The organism is uncultured Helicobacter sp. (assembly GCF_947367035.1).
In the GTDB taxonomy this organism is placed as follows: Bacteria; Campylobacterota; Campylobacteria; order Campylobacterales; family Helicobacteraceae; genus Helicobacter_D.
The window spans coordinates 61,837-80,094 of the sequence record NZ_CANBCA010000003.1; the positions used below are offsets into that span (position 1 = coordinate 61,837).

At 34.3% G+C, this 18,258-nt stretch carries 15 protein-coding genes; 1 reads left to right on the top strand and 14 read right to left on the bottom strand.

Annotation, left to right across the window (positions count from 1 at the left end; all coding sequences use genetic code 11):
* Nucleotides 1-18: 18 nt before the first annotated feature.
* From Q0Y61_RS01955 to serS, 6 genes are all read right to left on the bottom strand, one after another.
* On the bottom strand, nt 19-1,239 hold the full coding sequence (locus tag Q0Y61_RS01955) for an ABC transporter permease (RefSeq protein ID WP_297810535.1): 1,221 nt from the start codon (nt 1,237-1,239) through the stop codon (nt 19-21).
* The gene (locus Q0Y61_RS01960; RefSeq protein ID WP_297810538.1) at nt 1,229-1,975 is read right to left on the bottom strand and encodes an ABC transporter ATP-binding protein; all 747 of its coding nucleotides are present in this window, start codon (nt 1,973-1,975) and stop codon (nt 1,229-1,231) included. The genes Q0Y61_RS01955 and Q0Y61_RS01960 overlap by 11 nt, the downstream gene beginning before the upstream one ends.
* Complete coding sequence (locus Q0Y61_RS01965) at nt 1,975-3,234, bottom strand: efflux RND transporter periplasmic adaptor subunit (protein ID WP_297810540.1); 1,260 nt, start codon at nt 3,232-3,234, stop codon at nt 1,975-1,977. The genes Q0Y61_RS01960 and Q0Y61_RS01965 overlap by 1 nt, the downstream gene beginning before the upstream one ends.
* Nucleotide 3,235: 1 nt before the next feature.
* A complete protein-coding gene (locus Q0Y61_RS01970) occupies nt 3,236-4,711 on the bottom strand; it encodes a TolC family protein (protein WP_297810542.1) in 1,476 nt (491 codons plus the stop codon).
* Nucleotides 4,712-4,817: 106 nt separating this feature from the next.
* Nucleotides 4,818-7,190, bottom strand: a complete 2,373-nt coding sequence (locus Q0Y61_RS01975) for a tetratricopeptide repeat protein (RefSeq protein WP_297810544.1) — start codon at nt 7,188-7,190, stop codon at nt 4,818-4,820.
* 4 nt (nt 7,191-7,194) lie between these two features.
* Entirely contained in the window at nt 7,195-8,487 is a 1,293-nt protein-coding gene (gene serS, locus Q0Y61_RS01980; protein WP_297810546.1) for a serine--tRNA ligase, read from the bottom strand.
* 172 nt (nt 8,488-8,659) lie between these two features.
* Here serS and Q0Y61_RS01985 point away from each other — a divergent pair, with 172 nt between their 5' ends.
* Nucleotides 8,660-8,875, top strand: coding sequence for a hypothetical protein (locus Q0Y61_RS01985; RefSeq protein WP_297810548.1), 216 nt, complete (start codon nt 8,660-8,662; stop codon nt 8,873-8,875).
* 8 nt (nt 8,876-8,883) lie between these two features.
* On the opposite strand, the gene Q0Y61_RS01990 is transcribed toward Q0Y61_RS01985, so the two are convergent.
* From Q0Y61_RS01990 to Q0Y61_RS02025, 8 genes are all read right to left on the bottom strand, one after another.
* Nucleotides 8,884-10,221: an MATE family efflux transporter gene (locus Q0Y61_RS01990; protein WP_297810550.1), complete on the bottom strand. Its 1,338-nt coding sequence runs from the start codon at nt 10,219-10,221 to the stop codon at nt 8,884-8,886.
* 101 nt (nt 10,222-10,322) lie between these two features.
* The gene (locus Q0Y61_RS01995; protein ID WP_297810552.1) at nt 10,323-10,652 is read right to left on the bottom strand and encodes a hypothetical protein; all 330 of its coding nucleotides are present in this window, start codon (nt 10,650-10,652) and stop codon (nt 10,323-10,325) included.
* Between the two features lies 1 nt (nt 10,653).
* A complete protein-coding gene (locus tag Q0Y61_RS02000; RefSeq protein WP_297810554.1) occupies nt 10,654-11,985 on the bottom strand; it encodes an NFACT family protein in 1,332 nt (443 codons plus the stop codon).
* Nucleotides 11,986-12,012: 27 nt separating this feature from the next.
* Nucleotides 12,013-13,566, bottom strand: coding sequence for an AAA family ATPase (locus Q0Y61_RS02005; RefSeq protein WP_297810556.1), 1,554 nt, complete (start codon nt 13,564-13,566; stop codon nt 12,013-12,015).
* The gene (locus tag Q0Y61_RS02010; protein WP_297810558.1) at nt 13,566-14,435 is read right to left on the bottom strand and encodes an NAD(+)/NADH kinase; all 870 of its coding nucleotides are present in this window, start codon (nt 14,433-14,435) and stop codon (nt 13,566-13,568) included. The genes Q0Y61_RS02005 and Q0Y61_RS02010 overlap by 1 nt, the downstream gene beginning before the upstream one ends.
* A gap of 1 nt (nt 14,436) precedes the next feature.
* Nucleotides 14,437-15,291 carry a hypothetical protein gene (locus Q0Y61_RS02015; protein ID WP_297810560.1) on the bottom strand — a complete coding sequence of 285 codons (855 nt, stop codon included), beginning with the start codon at nt 15,289-15,291 and terminating at the stop codon, nt 14,437-14,439.
* Nucleotides 15,292-15,304: 13 nt separating this feature from the next.
* Nucleotides 15,305-16,114, bottom strand: a complete 810-nt coding sequence (locus tag Q0Y61_RS02020; RefSeq protein ID WP_297810562.1) for a J domain-containing protein — start codon at nt 16,112-16,114, stop codon at nt 15,305-15,307.
* A 99-nt stretch (nt 16,115-16,213) separates the two neighbouring features.
* Nucleotides 16,214-18,256, bottom strand: a complete 2,043-nt coding sequence (locus tag Q0Y61_RS02025; protein ID WP_297810565.1) for a dynamin family protein — start codon at nt 18,254-18,256, stop codon at nt 16,214-16,216.
* Nucleotides 18,257-18,258: the final 2 nt, after the last annotated feature.

Genomic DNA, 18,258 nt, shown 5'->3' on the forward strand with positions numbered 1-18,258 from the left:
TTCCACATTAAGGAAAACCTATTCGTGGCGCAAGGCGTCAATGGGATTCAATCTTGAAGCACGCCGTGCTGGGAGATAGCCAAAAAGTATCCCCATAAAAGCAGAAAAAATAAATGCCACTAACGCAATCGTATAATCAAAGTTGAAAGGCAACTCCATAGCATAGCAAATGCCAAATGAACCTAAAAACGCCAAAAAAACGCCTAAGATTCCACCTAATGCACTAAGCGTTAAAGCCTCTATTAAAAACTGCAACAACACTTCACTTTGCATTGCACCAATAGCAAGACGTGTGCCAATCTCTCTTGTGCGTTCGGTTACAGAAACTAGCATAATATTCATAATCCCAATTCCACCAACAATCAAACTCACTCCGGCAATTGCTCCTAAAAAAATTGTCAAGTTTGCGGTGGTGTTTTGCATCATTTCTATGATTTGCTTTGTATCCATAATCTCAAAATCATCTTTTTGCCCCTCTCGGACATTACGAATTTCACGCAATACACTAGAAATTTGTGTCGTGGCTTGGGTAGAATCCACATTGTCTTTAAGCGAAATCATTAGCCTTGAGATATTATACAATGTGCTAGACTTGGAAATACTGCGCTGATAAGTCTTAAGAGGAAGCAAAATCACATCATCTTGGTCATTTCCCATTGCACCCTGCCCCTTTTCCTCTAAGATTCCGATACATTCACACACGATATTTCCTAGTCGGATTCTACTTCCTAGAGGATTCGTAGAAGATTTATCAAACAAGTTTTTTTTCACACTTGCTCCAATGATACAAGTATTACTCCCTGCGCGATAGTCTTGTGTGCTAAAGGTCGTCCCAGTAGCTATATTCCAATTTGTCGCAATAAAATAATCAAGATTTACACCTTGAATCTGTGTTTGAGTATTTTCTTGGCGAAATTGCACAAGAGCAGAAGTCATAGAAATTGGTGCAATTGCGCGTGTAATATGCCCAACTTGGAGATTGAGTGCTTTAATATTATCTAAGCTAAAAAGCTTTCTTCCACCCCCACCGATATTTTGATTTCGTGCAGGAAAAACAAGCAAAATATTGCTCCCTAAACTACTCATACGCTCTGTAATGACTTGTGTTGTGCCATTCCCAAGCGTAATCATAATCACCACTGCGCCCACCCCAATAATAACCCCAAGCATTGTTAAAAGTGCGCGCAAAAAATTGCGTCTAATCTGACGAAAGGCAAGAAAAAAAGCATTAAGAATCATTGCACTCCTTTTGTATGGAATCCACTTTTGTAGATTCTACATTTGCAGATTGCAAACTTGCAGAATCACTCTGCACTAAACCATCTAAAAACATAATTTCGCGCGTGGCATATTGCGCCATTTCCGGTTCGTGTGTAACCATCAAAATTGTAATTTTTGAATCCCGATTCAAACGTGCTAATATCTCCATAATCTCCACACTTCTTTTTGTATCCAAATTGCCTGTGGGTTCATCGGCAAGTAAAAAAAGGGGGTTAGAAGCAATTGCTCTAGCAATTGCCACGCGCTGTTGTTGCCCACCACTTAGCGCATTACTTTGGTGATTGTGCCATTTCTCTAAACCTACCATTTCAAGAGCCTGCATAGATAATTTGATACGCTCTTTTTTGGGTACTTGACGATAAAGCAAAGGAAGTTCAACATTTTCTAATGCAGTCGTGCGGGGCAAAAGATTGAATCCTTGAAAAATAAAGCCAATATAATATCGTCTTAAAAGGGCTTTTTGCTTCAAATTTAAACCGCACACATTCACGCCACAAAACTCATAAACACCATTACTTGGGCTATCTAAACAACCTAAAATATTTGCTAAAGTGCTTTTACCACTTCCACTTGGACCCATCAGTGCAACAAATTCACCCTCTACAATCTCCAAATTAATCCCGCGTAAAGCTTCAAAAAGATTGGGTGGCTTCCCATAAGTCTTATGAATGTTTTGCAGACTGATAAAAGGCATTATTTCTCTTCTTTTTGCGTGATGATAACTTGCATTCCTGTTTGTAAAGAATCGCTAAAGACTTGTGTCAAGATTCCATCGCTAATGCCTACTTCTATCGTAACTTCCCTAGGCACACCCTTTTCTAGAACCCAAATACTAGAGTTCGTCTGCGGTTTGTTGCCACCTCCTCTTGTGCGCACAGGACGCATTCCTAAACCAAAAGAATTTAATTTTGAGGAGGATTTCGCAGAATCCTTTTTTGTTGTTGGAGTAAAATAGAGCGCACTAGAGGGAATCAAAAGCGCATTTTTAGCAGAATCTGTAACAATATCTGCAGTCGCACTCATTCCGGGCTTTAAAAGCAAATCTTTATTGCTCACATAAATACGCGCCTCATAACTTACGATATTATCCGTGCTTTCACTTGCACCAAAATTCACCCTATCCACTAATGCTTCAAAAGTTTTTTGAGGATAAGAATCTACACTAAACTTCACGCTTTGTCCTACTTTGACTTTACCAATATCAGCTTCAGAAATGCTAACATTGAGTTCCATTTCTTCTAAACTTTCTGCAATGATGAAAAATTCGGGAGCTTGAAAACTTGCTGCAACACTTTGCCCGACTTCAATAGAACGACTAAGCACCACCCCATCAATAGGGGTTGTAATATGAGCATTTTTTAAATCCACTTGTGTGGAGCGAATCGCTGTTTCAATCTCTTTAATATTCGCCTCTCTAAGCTCAACCTCGCTTAAAGCCGCATTATAGGAAGTCTTTGCACTCTGTAAATCAAGCTTTGAGGGTGTCTTGCCCCCTGTTGTTTTAAAAAGTGCTTGAAGCTGCTTATACTGCCATTGCTTCTCTTCTAAAGTTACTCTTGCGCTTTTTAGCTGTGCTTTGGCGCTCTCAAGCTGTGCTTCATAGCGATACAAGTCTTGTTCAATGCTTTCACTATCAATTTTGGCAAGGACTTGCCCCTTGCTGACTTCATCATTAACATCTACAAGTACTTCAAGCACGATTCCAGAAATCACTGAACCAATAGAAACTTCGTGCGTAGGGGAGAGTGTACCATTTGCGCTAATGCTTGTAGAAATATCTCCTAAAATTATTTCTTGTGTCGTGTAAATATAGTTTGGTTCTCTAGTTTTCCACCAATAAATTAGTGCAGCACATAGAATCGCAGTGATGAAGATTACACCCCAAAGGGTAAAAAGTTTTTTATAGTTTTTTTTAGGATTCAAATTCATTAAAATTTCTTTTGTGGATTGCATTTTATTCCTTGTTCATTAAATCAGGTTGTTGGGAAGCGGCAAGATTTAAATCACCACCAAAGGCTTTATAGAGCAAAACAAGTGCTTTGAGATTCTCAAATTTAGCAGAATTAAGCGATTTTTTGGAATTATTAAATGAAGCAGTGTTTAATGCGTGTTCTAAACCATCAATTAAGCCTACAAAATAACGATTAGAGGAAAATTCAAAATAATTTTGTGCATTTTCCATTCTCTTTTGGCTATTTTGCAATTGCAAATCGGTGCTTTTGAAATTAAAACTTGTATTTTCAATTTCAGCAAAAGCATTTTTGAGTGATTTTTGAAGGGTTGCATAGGATTCTTTTAAAATTGCATCTTGTAAAAAGTAATTTTGCGTTAATTGTGTGCGATTTAGAATCGGCGCAGTAAGAGAGCTAGCAAACTGCCAAGCCAAATTACCACTTGCTTGAGTGTTGGAATCTAAAATTTCATTTAAATTCGCACTAATAGAGAGAATCGGAAACAAACTTGCTTTTGCATTGGCTTTAAGATAGCTTTGCGCATAGAGACTAAAAAGTGCGGCTTTAATATCTGGACGAGCTAACAAAACTTCTGCTGGCATAGAATCCAAATGTAATTGGTCTGTGAACTTAGGCGGTGTTTTGGATTCTATTACAAAAGGAAGATGGGGTAAGTCTAATAAAACCAACAAAGCATTTTTGTTTTCTTCAAAAATACTTTTTAAAGATTCTAAAGTATTTTGTTCATTCGTTAGCATATCTTGCTTTTCAAAAAGCTCTGTGCTATCCAATAAGCCATTTTCAACCTTTAAACGCGTCCATTCTAAAGCATTTTGATAATGCACAATATTTTCTTGCGTTAAAGAGAGATTTGAAGAAGATTCAAGGAGTGTAAAATAAAAGCTTGCTATATCTGCTAAAAGCGTGATTTTAGCGTTTTCTAAGTCTTGCAAGGACTTTTCATAAAGAGAAGCTCTAGCATTTTTACTATGTTGCAAACGTCCAAACAAATCCACTTCCCACGAAAGTATCACACCCATTTGAGAAGTATAAGATTGTGTTTTTTGCACCTTTGATGTGTTGGTGCGCGTGTGTGATTCGTTTGCCCCTAAACTTCCATCTACACTTGGGAAAAGCTCTCCCCAAGCACTTTTTAGCTGTGCCTTGGCTTGTAAAATCCTTGCATTCATAATTTGCAAATCCAAATTTTGACTTAATGCAATCTCAAAAAGATTCTCTAATGTAGAATCATTACAAAATAGAATCTTAATTTGTTCCGTAGGCGTTGCTTTTGGCATTGCTTGGGATTGAGTATCTACACTAATTAAAGAAGTGTTTTGAAAGGATTGTGGAAGCGTTTGAGTGATTTCTGATTCCTTAGGCAAGTTTGCAGCACAGCCAAAAAACACCCAACCAATGAGGGACAAACATAATGCAAAATATTTTAATAAAGTCTTGCACAAAATAGATTGCGCCAAAATATCTCCTTAAAATAAAGCTGATATTTTATATCAAAACTCTAAAATGAATGTGAATTTTGACAAATTCAAGCAAATTTTACAAGCCTTTAAAACTTGTGAATCTTTAAGGATTTTGTAAAATTTGTTTGGTGTCAATTTTAAAATCAAAATATTTAGAACGCAATTTAGAAGCAGCTATGGCAGTAAATTGTGATGCAGCGGCGCTGAAGTTCTTTTCTTGCAAAAACAAGATTCCATTTGCGATTCTTGTTTCATAGTTTGTGGGAGCTTCTAACTTTGAAAGTTGTAAAAGCGTTGCGGCATTCTCAATATGTCCTGCACCAATCGCAGCAACTGCGCTCAAAAAGAGTGTTTGGGTATCTTGCTCTTTAAAATCATCAATTAAACTATTATAAAGCGTAAAAGACTTTTCAAATTCTTGTAAATACAAATAAGTCAGTGCTAAAGCCTGAATCACGCCACGCGCATCTTTTTGCTCTGTAATCAAACGCATATCCAAGTCTTGTTGAATATAATGCAATGTTCCAATAATATGTGCAATTTCAATATACATTTCACGCACAACAGACGCACCATAATAAATAGGATCTTTATTAATCTTGGGGTCTTGATAATAGCTTTGCAGTTTCAAGGCAAGGGATTTTGGCTCATCTTGATAATTCAAAGCCAAAAGAGCTAAAAGATTGCTAATTGGGTCGCTAGGATATAAATCTTTTAATCTGTTAGCAGATTTTATCAATAATGTTTGGTTGTTCATCTGCACACCTTGTGCAAAATCCAAAGCATAATAGATTGCAACCTTGCTTTCCTCATTCTCAAGAAATTGCAAAGGTGTTGGAACACCATCACGTGTAAAATTTAACAAAGCATTGATAAATTCTTGCTCCTTAGCATTTCCTTGAAAATTTACAATCTCTTTCCCGATTTCACTCTCCAATCGCCCACTATCACGGAATGTAAGTTTAGCAGCAATTAAGGCAAAAATGCCTGCATACAAATCTTTTGGATTTAAGTGAAAAGAGCGCAAAAAATGCCGATAAGCTGCATCAAAATTACCCATCTGTGCGTAGTTTAATCCTAAATTATAATGCAAAATAGAATGATTTGGATAGGCATTAACCACTTCTGTTAATAAAGCATTCGCATTCCGAATATTACCATTTAAAGTTTCTAAAATTGCATTTGCAATATTACGATTCATTCTTGAAATAGTCTGTCCGCGCACTAAAATTTCTTTGGCTTCTTGCAAATTTTCAATGTTAATATTAATCCCTCCTTCTTGAATCACATTAAAAGCTTCTTTTGCGTCAAAAACCTTGTAAGATGCAAAATAAAATATTATATTATAAGCGTTCAACTTCTGCCCTATAAAATCTCCCCAAAAGCGTTTTTGTGCAACTTCAATATTAAAAAAATCATCACGTAAAGCAATTTGAATTGGATAAGGATTACGATTCAAATCTTCTTCTTTTTGAGAATATTTATTTGCAAGACGCGCCGCTTGACTATACTCTGCAAGTTGAATCTTAATAAGCATAAGAGCCATATCAGATTCTAAAGTGCTTCCTAAGGTGTCAATACTTTGCATCAGAAGCTTATTCGCCTCATTATAATCCCCAATCCGCGCATAAAGCAAAGCTAAATTGAACCAATTTTGTGGGTCGGTGGAATTTTTACTCAAAGCATCAATCGCATTATAGTTATTATTAAAATATGCATACAATGAAGCTAAAAGTTGATTACTTTCCTCTTGATAAAAACTGGAAGAATTATGTAATAAAGAGGAAAAAGCTTCCAAATAATTTCCTAAATAGAAATTTGTAAGGGCATAAAGATAGGAATAAATAGGTAAATTCCCTGTTTTTGGGAGATAGGTTTGTGCAAGGTGTAAGTAATAACGATATTTTAGAGGCTCTTGTAAATATAAAGAACAAATTGCAGCATTTAATGCACTAATCACTCTATCCTCTCCTAAATCAATCGCCTTTTGGAAAGAATCTAATGCTTCAGAATAAGATTTTTCTTCCATTTGTGCAACACCCAAGTTGTAGTTAGAAAGCCCTTCAGAATAATTAGAAATTTTGCCATACAAATCTAATGCCTCTTGTTTGTTGCCACTTGCATAAAGAAAATTGGCTTTTTTAATGAGTGCTTCTAAATTTTCAGCATCTGTAATAAGGTCTGCTCCTCCTTCAATCTTAAATTCCACAGGTGGCAAAACATTCATTTGAGTTTGCGGAGGCTCAACTTTATGCGTCAAAACCCAACCAATTAAAAAAATAAATCCAAGTATAAAAAATCCCAATAAAATTGCTAAGATAACACTTATTTTTTTATGTTGATTAAAAAATTCTAGAAGCTTATCAAGCTTACTTTGTGGTTTAGGTGCTTCTGGCTCTTTTTTTAAAATATCATCTAAAACACTAAAATTATCATCAAGCTGGATAACTTGGTTATTTTCTTGATTTTCTGGCATTTAATCACCTTAAATACGGTTCTAAAACAGGAGGAATTTTAATGCTTCCATCTTTTTGTTGATAATTTTCCATTATTGCAACTAATGTGCGTCCAACTGCCAAACTTGAACCATTTAGAGTATGGACTAACTTATTTTTCTTATGAGAGTCTTTATAGCGAATTTTGGCACGTCTTGCTTGAAAATCACGCGTATTAGAAACAGAACTAATCTCACGATAACAATTTTGTCCTGGTAACCATACCTCAATATCTATAGTATTACTTGCACAAAATCCCAAATCTCCACCACAAAGCTGAATTAGACGATGAGGAAGCCCCAAAGAAACCAAAAGCTCTGATGTACACGCAACCATACGCTCTTGCATCATATCACTCTCCTCTGGTATCGTAATGGCAACTAGCTCTACTTTGTCAAATTGGTGTTGGCGAATAATTCCTCGTGTATCACGTCCTGCACTTCCTGCTTCTTTCCTAAAACAAGGGGTATAGGCTGTTAGCATTAAAGGCAAACTCTCTTCTTCTAATATTTCATTACGATAAAGATTCGTAAGCGTTACTTCTGCGGTAGGTATTAAATAAAGTTCGTGTCCTTTTCTAGCATTTTTATCTTCATATTCCTCCTCTTCAAACTCAGATATTTTAAACAAATCATCTTCAAATTTTGGTAATTGACCTGTGCCAAAGAGAGTTTGTGCATTTGCAATTGCAGGCGTCCCAACCTCACTGAAACCTCGCTTACTATTAAAATCAAGCATATAATTAATTAATGCGCGCTCTATTTTAGCTCCCATTCCCATAAAGACACTAAAGCGACTTTTAGCAAGCTTTACTCCACGTTCAAAATCAATCCAACCATTTTGTTCAGCCAACTCCCAATGCTCTTTGGGCTTAAAATCAAAATGCGTGGGTTCTAATACTTTTTTAATCTCAAGATTATCACTTTCATCTTTGCCAAAAGGCGTTTTAGAATCAGGAATGTTTGGAATATTATGAGAAAGCTCTTGAAGTTTATTATCCCATAATTCTACTTCTTGAGAATAGAGTGCAATTTGCGCCTTTAACAAATCACATTCTTCTTTTAAGGCATTAATATCGCCTCCTTCTTGTTTAATTTTAGCAAATAATTTGGTTTTTGTATTTTGCGTAGCTTGCAATTCTTCTAAAGCAGATTTTTTTTGTTTATAATTCAAACTACTTTCACGTAATGTATTTAAAAAAACTGCATCAACATTACGTTTAGAGAGTTTTTCCATCGTTTCTTCAAAATGATGAATAAGAAGCTTTAAATCAATCATAATTTAAGTCCCAAAATTTAAATTAAATGGCTAGATTCTACACTAAGGCTTGTTAAAACACACTAAAATTTCTAAAAATCATCAAAAGTTATAAGAGAATGGTGTATAATTAAAAATTATTCTTAAGTTTTGTAGATTCTAGCAAAACTACCTTAATATTTTGGAGTAAAGATTGAATTCAGTTGAGAATTTTACAATGATACTTGGGGTTTTGGGTTTAGTATCCATCATCATTTTAGCAATTACAGCGATTTCAGTCAGTAAGAGTGGTGATAAACTCACTCCTTTTGAAAAAAAGATTTTATTCGTTGTGGCTTTTTTACTCTGTCTTGGAATTATTTTGCTTTATATTTTTTCTAACTTAAATTTATTTTTCGCCCTATTTTGAGTCAAACTTTAAACTTTTTGATTTTTCCAAATACCACTTTGAAAAATTTTCCAATAAACAAATGCACGCAAAAAAGTCTCTATACAAATACAAAGATAAATATAAATTGCAGGATAACTCATAGTAGCAATAAAATAACAAGGTATCACGCGTAATCCCCAAATCATTATGCTATTAATTAAAAGTGTAATTTTTGTAATACCCGCTCCACGCAAAGCACCATCAAGAATACAAATAAATGCAAAAGCAATTTGTGAGATTCCAATAGGAATAAGATAATGAACGCTTGCTTGGATTGTAGCAGAATCCTGACTAAAAAAACTAGATAAAAAGGGTGCAAAAATCGCCATAAATAACCCAACCGCTCCAATAAAAATCCCACCTAAAAGTAAAGTATTCAATGTAGAATATTTCGCCTCTAGCGGTTTTTTTGCTCCAAGATTCTGTCCCATTAATGCCATTGCTGCAATCATAAAGCCAAATCCTGGCATAAAAGCAAATCCTTCAATCCTTGTCGCAATCTGATAACCCGCTAAGTCATAAGTCCCATAAAGCGCAACAAACTTTGTCATCACAATAATGGCAAAAAGCGTAAAGAGACGCTCACAACCACTAGGAATCCCTACAATAAAAGCACGTTTAATATAATCAAAATTAATCCTACCTCTAAGGGAAATAGGGCTATTTTTATAGAATAAAAGACAAGCAAACAGGGCAGAAGTTTCTAAAAAATTAATAATCAAGGTCCCAATTGCCGCTCCAAGCACACCAAATGCAGGAATAAAAAGGAATCCAAAAATCAAAGCATATTTGACAAAAAGATTCAAAAATGTAATAAAAACCTTGATATAAAAAGGCAATTTTGTTGCTCCAGCTGCGGAAAATGCAGAGATACTCACTTGCTTGATTAACAACAAAGGCACACTAAAAAGCACAACACTTAAATATTCTCTCCCAATGCTATGTGCATTAGAATCTACCCCAATCCAAGAGAAAAAAACTTCAAAGCCAAAAAAAGCAAAGAGCATTAAAGGCAAAGACAAACAAAATGCAGCAAAACTTAAACTCATTACCACTTCATTTGCTGCATTTTGGTTATTCGCACCCAAAAATCTTGACACCAAAGCACTATTGCCTACAAAAATAATGGTTGTGAAAGCAAAAAGCAGCATAATAAAGTTCAAACTCACTCCGACTGCGACAATCGCACTTGCCCCAAAAGTCCCAATCATTAACAAATCTATGGAAAGATTAATAATATCTAAAAGTGAATTTAAGCCAGAAGGAATTGCAATGTTTAAGATTCTATGGCTACGCTCTTTAGAATAGAACTTGATTCTATTCATCTTAATCCCCTCCCTTAATTATTTATCTTCTAAAAATTTGCCATAAACTATGCAACAAATCCCTTCCATATATACTTTTGTTTGCTTGATATACAGAAGATTTATACAGAAATATTTAAATGCAAGATTGTGCCATCTTCCTTGGTTTGTATAGAATCTTTCTCTTCTTGAGATTCTTGAGAATTTTCTCCTTGCTGTTTCTCTTGCTCTTCTTGTTCAGGCTCTTTACCATTCCCCTCACGCTCATCGTTTGCTTTAAGCGTTTCTTCAGTAGGACGCACTTCTTTTATTTCCTCTTGTTTATCTTGCATTTCTTGCAAATTGACCATTGCCTGAAAATCAAGTTTTGTTTGCGTGTTTGCGTGTTGCACAGAACCAACTTGAGCATTTTGATGGATATGAGTAATATTACCAATAGGAGAAACTGCCATATTAGTCCTTCTTAAGCTGAATCGTCTGTGCTTTAGCATAAACAACATTTGCACCAGATGTGATTTTTACAAATTTACGTTTGGTATAATCTACTGCATAATTTTCACCAACATCTTTTGTCAATCCTGCTAAAATTTGTGTAGCTTTTTGCAAGATTATATCAGAAATTTTCGCCTTTCCGCAATGAACAATACAATGCGAACTTGGAATCCCGCGAATATGTAACCAAATATCTTCCGCTTTAGCTTCCTTTAATAATGCAATATTTTCTCTCTCATTCTTGCCAATAGATACCTTAATCCCTGCGATAAAAAAACTTTCAAACAATTTTAATTTTTGTTTAGATTCTTTAGGATTGGATTTTTTTTGTAAATTAGAATCCAAAATCTGTAAATCATTTAGATTTGTTACATTTTGTATCATTTTTAGCAAATTTTGATAGAATAAAATCTTTTCTTGTAGATTTTGGGCTTGTAGATAAATATTTTTTGCCTTTTTGGCAAGTTTTTTGGAATTTTCAAAGAAAATTTGTGCGCAATGGCTTAGAGAATAAGCTTTTTTAGGCAATATAATTTTTTCATTTTCTAAGCAAATTTCTCTCCCTTTAAAATCTGGATACAAATAAAGATTTTGCAAAACAAGTTGCCCTAGATACGCTTCTCTTTTGGCATTTGCTTCTAAAATATCTTTTGCTTCTAGGGATTCTAAATGCTGCTTTAAGTGCATAATTTTATGATGAATTTTCGCACTAGATTTTGCAATTTTTTCCTTTAATTCCTTTGTCTTTAAATGGATAAAATTATCTAAAAGATTCTCAAATAATTCTCCCTCACATTGAAACAAAGGAGAAGTTTTGGGCTGCGGCAAAGGTAAAAGTGGCTTCCCAATCCTCACATCACGGAATGATTGCTCCTTGGTAATATGTCGCAAAGCATCTAGAACGATTTTGTTAGTATCTAGTAAAATTAAATTTGTATTTTTCCCTGTAAATTCAGCTTGTAAGATAATTTGTGAAGATTTATAGCTATTCTTCGTTTGTAAAGTAAGTTGCAAGATACGATTATTACCATCTATTTTCGCCCCTATAATCCAAGCATTGAAGCAATATTTTTGCAAACTTTTATCAAAAGGAGCTTGATAAACCTTTGAGGCGACAAAGACCTCATTACTGATGAAAATTGTACTTTTGCCCTTGCTTAAATCCATAAAAAACGAATGTCCATCTATGTCCATTTTAAACAAATTATCTGCAATTCTATAAATAGAACGAAGTTTAAAGGGGGGAGTTTGCTGTAAATAACTAGCAAATTTTTGCAGTATTGCAAGATTCATCTTCAATCTTTAAAATACAACTATACATTATTCTCCCTCAATGCGTTTAGTAGCAAATTCTAAAGCCTCTTTAGTAATTGTATTACCACTAATCATACGCGCAATTTCATAAATTCTGCCCTTTTGGTCTAGTAGAATAATCTCTGAACCTTGCGAATGCTTTTGAATCAAGAAATGTGTATCCGCCAGACTTGGCATATGAGGTTGATGCGAAATTGCAAAGACTTGATAATTGCAAGAGAGTTTTTTCAAGGCTTCTGCGACCCCTTGCGATTCCTCTCCACTTAGATTTGCATCTAATTCGTCTAAAATAATAAGGGCTTGATTTTTTTCTTGCGCACTTTGAGTAAGCAAAAGTGCAAGACGAAATCGGTTAAACTCTCCTGCACTTAGATTTTTTAAATCCGTATTTAAGGTGATTTCTAAAATTTGATTCCCAAAGGGCATATAAGATTCTACTTCATCTATTGGCTTAAATAACACTTTAGCATTTGGCATTTTAAGTGAATTAAGGGATTGGTCTAGAGTATAATTAAAGTTTATAACCCACTTTTCTCTTGCCTTTTGTAATGTATTTGCGCTTTGAATCAAAGATTCTTTGGCACTTTGAAACTCCTCTTTAGAATCTTTTAAAATGGAATCCAAATTTTCATATTTTGTTAATTCTCGTTTTTTAACTTCTAAATATTCTAATGCCTCCTCTACGCCACCATATCTATGCTTCAATGCTCCTAAAGATTCCAAACGATTTAAAATCTCTTCAGGGTTGATATTTTCTAACTCTCCTAGTCGCTCACTCTCTTGGGCACATAACTCTTCTAATTCACTAAAAGCATTCAAGATAGAATCATTTTCTCTACCAATAAGATTTAAAAAATGAGAAACTTGAGGACTATGATTTAAAAATTCTTGCACTTCTTGCAAACTCTCATTGATTTTTTCTTTTTTAGAAATTTCCTTTTTAAGCTCTAAAAGCTCTTCATATTCTCCTTTTTTAGGGCTTAAAGATTCTATCTTTTGGATTTCAAAGCGCACAAACTCTTTAAGTTCTTCAACTTTGAGTGCTTCTTCTTGTATTTTTTTAAGCGCAACTTTTGCAGTTTGAAATTGCACAAAAGAATCCTTATAAGCATCTAAAAGCACCTTATACTTGGAATCTTTAGATAAACAAAAAGAATCAAAAACCAAAAATAAATTTTCCAAACTTGTTGCATCGTCCATTTTTGTGCTTAAATGTTTTAAAAACGGAGCAAAAAGTTCTTGAACTTTTTTCTTAGGAATATTTTGTGCATTGAGAAAAAAGCGAATTTTGTCTTTTTTTGTTAGTGTCAAAATCACTTCACCCTCATCTATTAATCCTTTAAATTCCTCTTTGAAGCCTTGTAATTCTAAAGTTGCTTCTAACACCTGTGCATTGCATTCACGCAGACCAAAAAGCGCAAGGATAGATTCCATTAGCACAGATTTTCCTGCTCCACTTGCCCCACTGAAAACATTAAAATGCGCACTTGGAGAAAAAGTAATTTCTCTAAAAATTGGAGAATTTTTAATTGTAATTTTGTGAATAAGCAATTTTTGCATTATTCAAAATCTCCCCAATGGAATTTTTCTTTTAAAATTTTAAAATAATCCCAATTTGCATTATGAATCAATTTAACCCCATTCTTTTGAACACGAATCGCAATTTTCTCACCAAACTTTAGAGGTTTGCTCTCTTGCCCATCAATTACAATATTACAACGTCCCTGCTCACCAAGCTCCACAGCAATTTCAAAACTACTTGGCAAGATGAGCGGACGTTGCGTCAAAGAATGCGCACAAATGGGAGTTAAAAGTAAATTATGAGAGAAAGGATAAACCACTGCACCCCCTGCACTGATATTATAAGCCGTAGAACCTGTGGGTGTAGCAACAATCAATCCATCACCATAATAGGAATTAAAATATTCACCATCAATGTAAGCCTTAAGATAAATCATAGATGCCTCATCAAGACGCGTTAAAATAATATCATTAAGTGCAAAAAAACTTGCAGTATTACTCTTTACATTTTGTATGCTACCCTCTAGCATCAGATGGTTTGCTATATTGTAGTTTCCCGCTCTAAGATGAGGTAAAAAGGATTCTACTTCATTTTTTTGCAAATCCGTAAGGAATCCTAAATGCCCCATATTGATTCCCAAAATAGGCTTACCAAAAGCAAAAGAGCGTCTTGCAGTAGAAATCAATGTGCCATCGCCACCAATAGAAATAAGCGCATCACATTCACTGCAAAGCTCTTCAAAGTTTAATCCACGCATTCCAATCATTCCCGCACTTAAGGAATCCAAAATCACACGGAATCCCAAATCTAAGGCTAAAGTCTGAAATTCCAAAAAATAAGCCTTTAACTCTGGGGTAGAGGGGCGCAAAAATACGCCCAAAGTATGAATGGGTGGATTATGATTCATCTTATTCTACAAAATAAGCTTTAATACTATACCCGCGTTTGTTTTCTAGTTGCAAACTTGGACCTTCAAACACAGTAGCATTTGGGATTTTAGCATTTATTGCACGAATCGCATTCCACGCACGAAAACTTGCGAGTCCTTCTTGTTTTAATTCTGAAGATAAACCACGATAAGGACGAGTATCTACAATACCCTGCACTTCAAAAGCAACCACGCGTTTATCTTCTTGCAATTCTTTATCCACTTTTGTCGCAATTGAAAGCATACAACTTTGTGGAATCTGCCATTGTCCCACATTCATAGAAAAACATTCAGCAATAATTTGCTTTTTAGGTTTAATGGTATAACGCAACTTTGCCATTGTATTTGCTTCTGCGCCACGTGCGTTTTGCATTTCTTTCACAGACAAACTCAATCCATCAACAGATTGCGCAAGAGAAGCAAGCTCTTTTTCTTTTTGATAAAGAGCTTCTTGCAAACGTTTAATTTCTTCATCTTTGGCAAATTCACTTGTCAAATCTAATCGGGATTGTACCGCTTCTGTTGCCTTTGTTTGGAATCCTAACGCAACTTGCGCTTTATGAAGCAAAGATTGCCCACTAGGGCTTGTCAAGAAATAATATCCTCCACCAAAAATCAATGCAATTAATACAAAAAGTAAAAATAGATAGACAAAGAAATGTCCTTTGCTTTCAGAATACTCTTTGGTATCTTCTAAAGAATATTCAATCGTTCCTTTAGATCTAGATTTAGTTTTTGGCTCTTCTTTAAACTCTTCAAAAGTATCAAAAATATTATCTGGAATCGTAGCGGATAGACTCTCAAGTTTTGGATTTTTTTGTGTATTATCTGACATTTTAACTCCTTAGTTATGCCACGCGTTTAAAATTAGATTTAATGTTTTCATACGCTTCATTAATCAGGCGGAATTTTTCCGCATAGCCATCAATAATTTTTTTATCTTGACCATAAACATTATCAGGATGATAGATTTTGGCAAGTTCAATATAGCGATTTTTCACACATTCAAAATCATCATTATAACCACAACCTAGAATCTTGTAGCTTTTCTTAAGGATTTTTTCCTCTTTAGTTAAATATTCCTCAAAACATTCAAAAGTATTGTGCGTTTTAAAAGTCTCATAATCAAAATCCAACACGATATTATGAATAACTTTTTGTGAAAGCGCACCAATTAACTTTTCCCAAAAATAAGGGCTACTAGAATCTAAAAAAATTTCTTGCCTTGTGTAACTTAGCACAAAATCTTGAAACATTGAGCTTAAATAACGTCTTGCAAGACGACTTGGACGATTTAGCTTTAAACAGACTTGCGAATTACCAAAAGAACTCTGAATTATCTGCAAAGACACGATAATATGCTCTAACATTGCACGATTTTCAATCATTTTGATACGAATCGGAAGATAGCTACTATCAATAATAGTTTGAAAATCCTCGCTATCCTTTTTGGCTTCCTCTTGCATAGCAACGTGATATGCCCAATTCAAAAAGTAATCTTTCTTGTAACGCTCACCATCGTCAAGAATCAAGACTGAACTTGAAAGACGATAGGCTTTAGAAAAATGTTTATACGCAAAATCCACTGCACGTTTTAAAAATTGTGATTCTTTTTCAATGCTGATTTGAATGTATGGCTCTAAGAGCTCTACTTTCATAAACTTTCCTTAAGTCTTATCCTTAGTTTTGCCATTTGACATATCCAAATATGGCAGTTCAAATTAGAATTAAGCAATTCTAATTCCACTTTGCTATCTTTAAGCATTTACGCTCTTTAGCTCTTGCTTGATTGCTTTAAGATTCTGTGTAATTTTATCTATTTCTTTCTTAAGTTCAAAAGAAACTTGTGCAATTAATTGAATTTTCTCTTGCGTGGTTTGTTCGCTTTGATTTAAAAATTGCGCATAGGTTTTCTTTAAACAATTCATTGGACCAAAAAGACGTGCTTGGAATTGTTCAAAACAAAAAGTTTCATTCAAGCTTTCACGCACATTTTCCAAAGTGGGGCTAAATAGGGCAAATTCTTCTTGGTTCTCGCTATGTTTAGCAATTGCATTTTTGATTTTCAAATCTAAACGATTTAAGGTCAAATCTATTGCATTATTATAACTTAGAGCCAAAAAGTTACTTAAAACATTTAATTCACTTTGTAAATAAGAGGTTGCCACGAGAGTATTTTTATTGAAATCATCTAGCAAATTTTCGTAACAATTTTGTGCAAAATCGTGCAAATCATTTAACGCTTGACTTTGTGGGGCAACGAGATAAAGTTCAATACTCTTGGGCGCATCGTGTTGCCATTTTGCCAACTCTAGCTTCAAAGTATCTGTATTTTTGGCAATAGATTGGATAAACAAATCTAAGAAATTTTTAATTTGCACACTTAGTGCCTTGTAATTTTTAACTAATTGCGTATCGGGATTTTGTAACTCTAAACGAATCTTTTCTATTGGGAGCAAAACCACTTCTTTAGTCGTTTCAACAGATTTAGTCCCCAAAAAACGTTTTTCTTTTTGCGCAAAACTTAGAGATTTTTTCTCCAACGCATTAAAGATTCTTTGTGCTAAAGTGTCAAGCCATAAATCAAGCCCAATATACAAATCATTAAAAATTTTTTGTTCTTTTTCTTGTGAGATAGCACAGCTCGTAATATAATGCTGCAAATTATGTTGCAAAGTCTTTTGTAAAATTAAATAACATTGGTTAATTTTATGGTATTGTAAATGCAATAAAATGTGCATTTCGCGAAGTTTTTTAAGTATGCTATAAGATTTAGCAAGTTTTGCCTTTGGCTTAATCGTTTGGTTGAGAAAATCAAAAATCAAAGGCATATTGGAATCTTGCATAAGAGTTGTTGCATTTTGAGTATTAAGTAAAAGCAATTCTTGGTTAATTTTTTCTTGTATCTTATGATAAGTCATACCTAAAGAATCTAGCACACTCTGCGGGTTTTGATATTTTTCATAAGCTTCATCAGAAACTTTTAATGCAAGAGATTGGATTGTTTGTGCAAAGTCCAAAAGAGTTGTTTCAAGAAATTTTTGTGGCGTGTTTAATCTTGCTTTGAGTGCTAACTTTGCAGAGATTGGAATCACAGCAGAGAAAATCCCTTCAAAAGCACTTTTTGCATAATCTACGCTAATTTGCACTTCTTTTTCATCTTTTAACCTATCTTTTTGATTTAATACACAAAGACTTTTTTGTGCAAAATGTGTAATAAACTCTTTAAGTAATGCTTTTTCACTATTTTTTCCTGCATTATCAATCAGGGTAAGCCAAATGATTCCATCTACATTTTCTAAAATTTTTAGTGTAGTGCGTGTATCATCAGAGTTTTGAGAATTAAATCCGGGTGTGTCTAAAAAATTAATTTCTTTTAATAATATAATCGGGGCATAGAGGCAAAAATAATCAATATTTTGAGAATTTTCACGTGAAAGCTTATGCAAAAAATCCACATTCTGCAACACTTTACGCCCATCTTTATAAAGAATCTCTAAAATATAATCTTCGCCATAGCAGATTTTACATACCTTTGAAGTAATAGGCGTAATACCTGTTGGCAAAATATCTTGCCCTAAAAGAGCATTTAAAAAAGTGCTTTTCCCGCTTGAAAACTGCCCAATAATCGCAATTTGCATAGGCTCCATTTCCTTTTGTGCTAAATTTTCAAAAAAACTTAACATATAATCATTTGGATTAAGATGATTCTGACAAGCCAAAATTAACTTTTGAGTGGGAGATTTTTGTGCAATTTTTGCTTGCAAGATTTTACATTCTTCTAAATATTTCTTTAGCATCA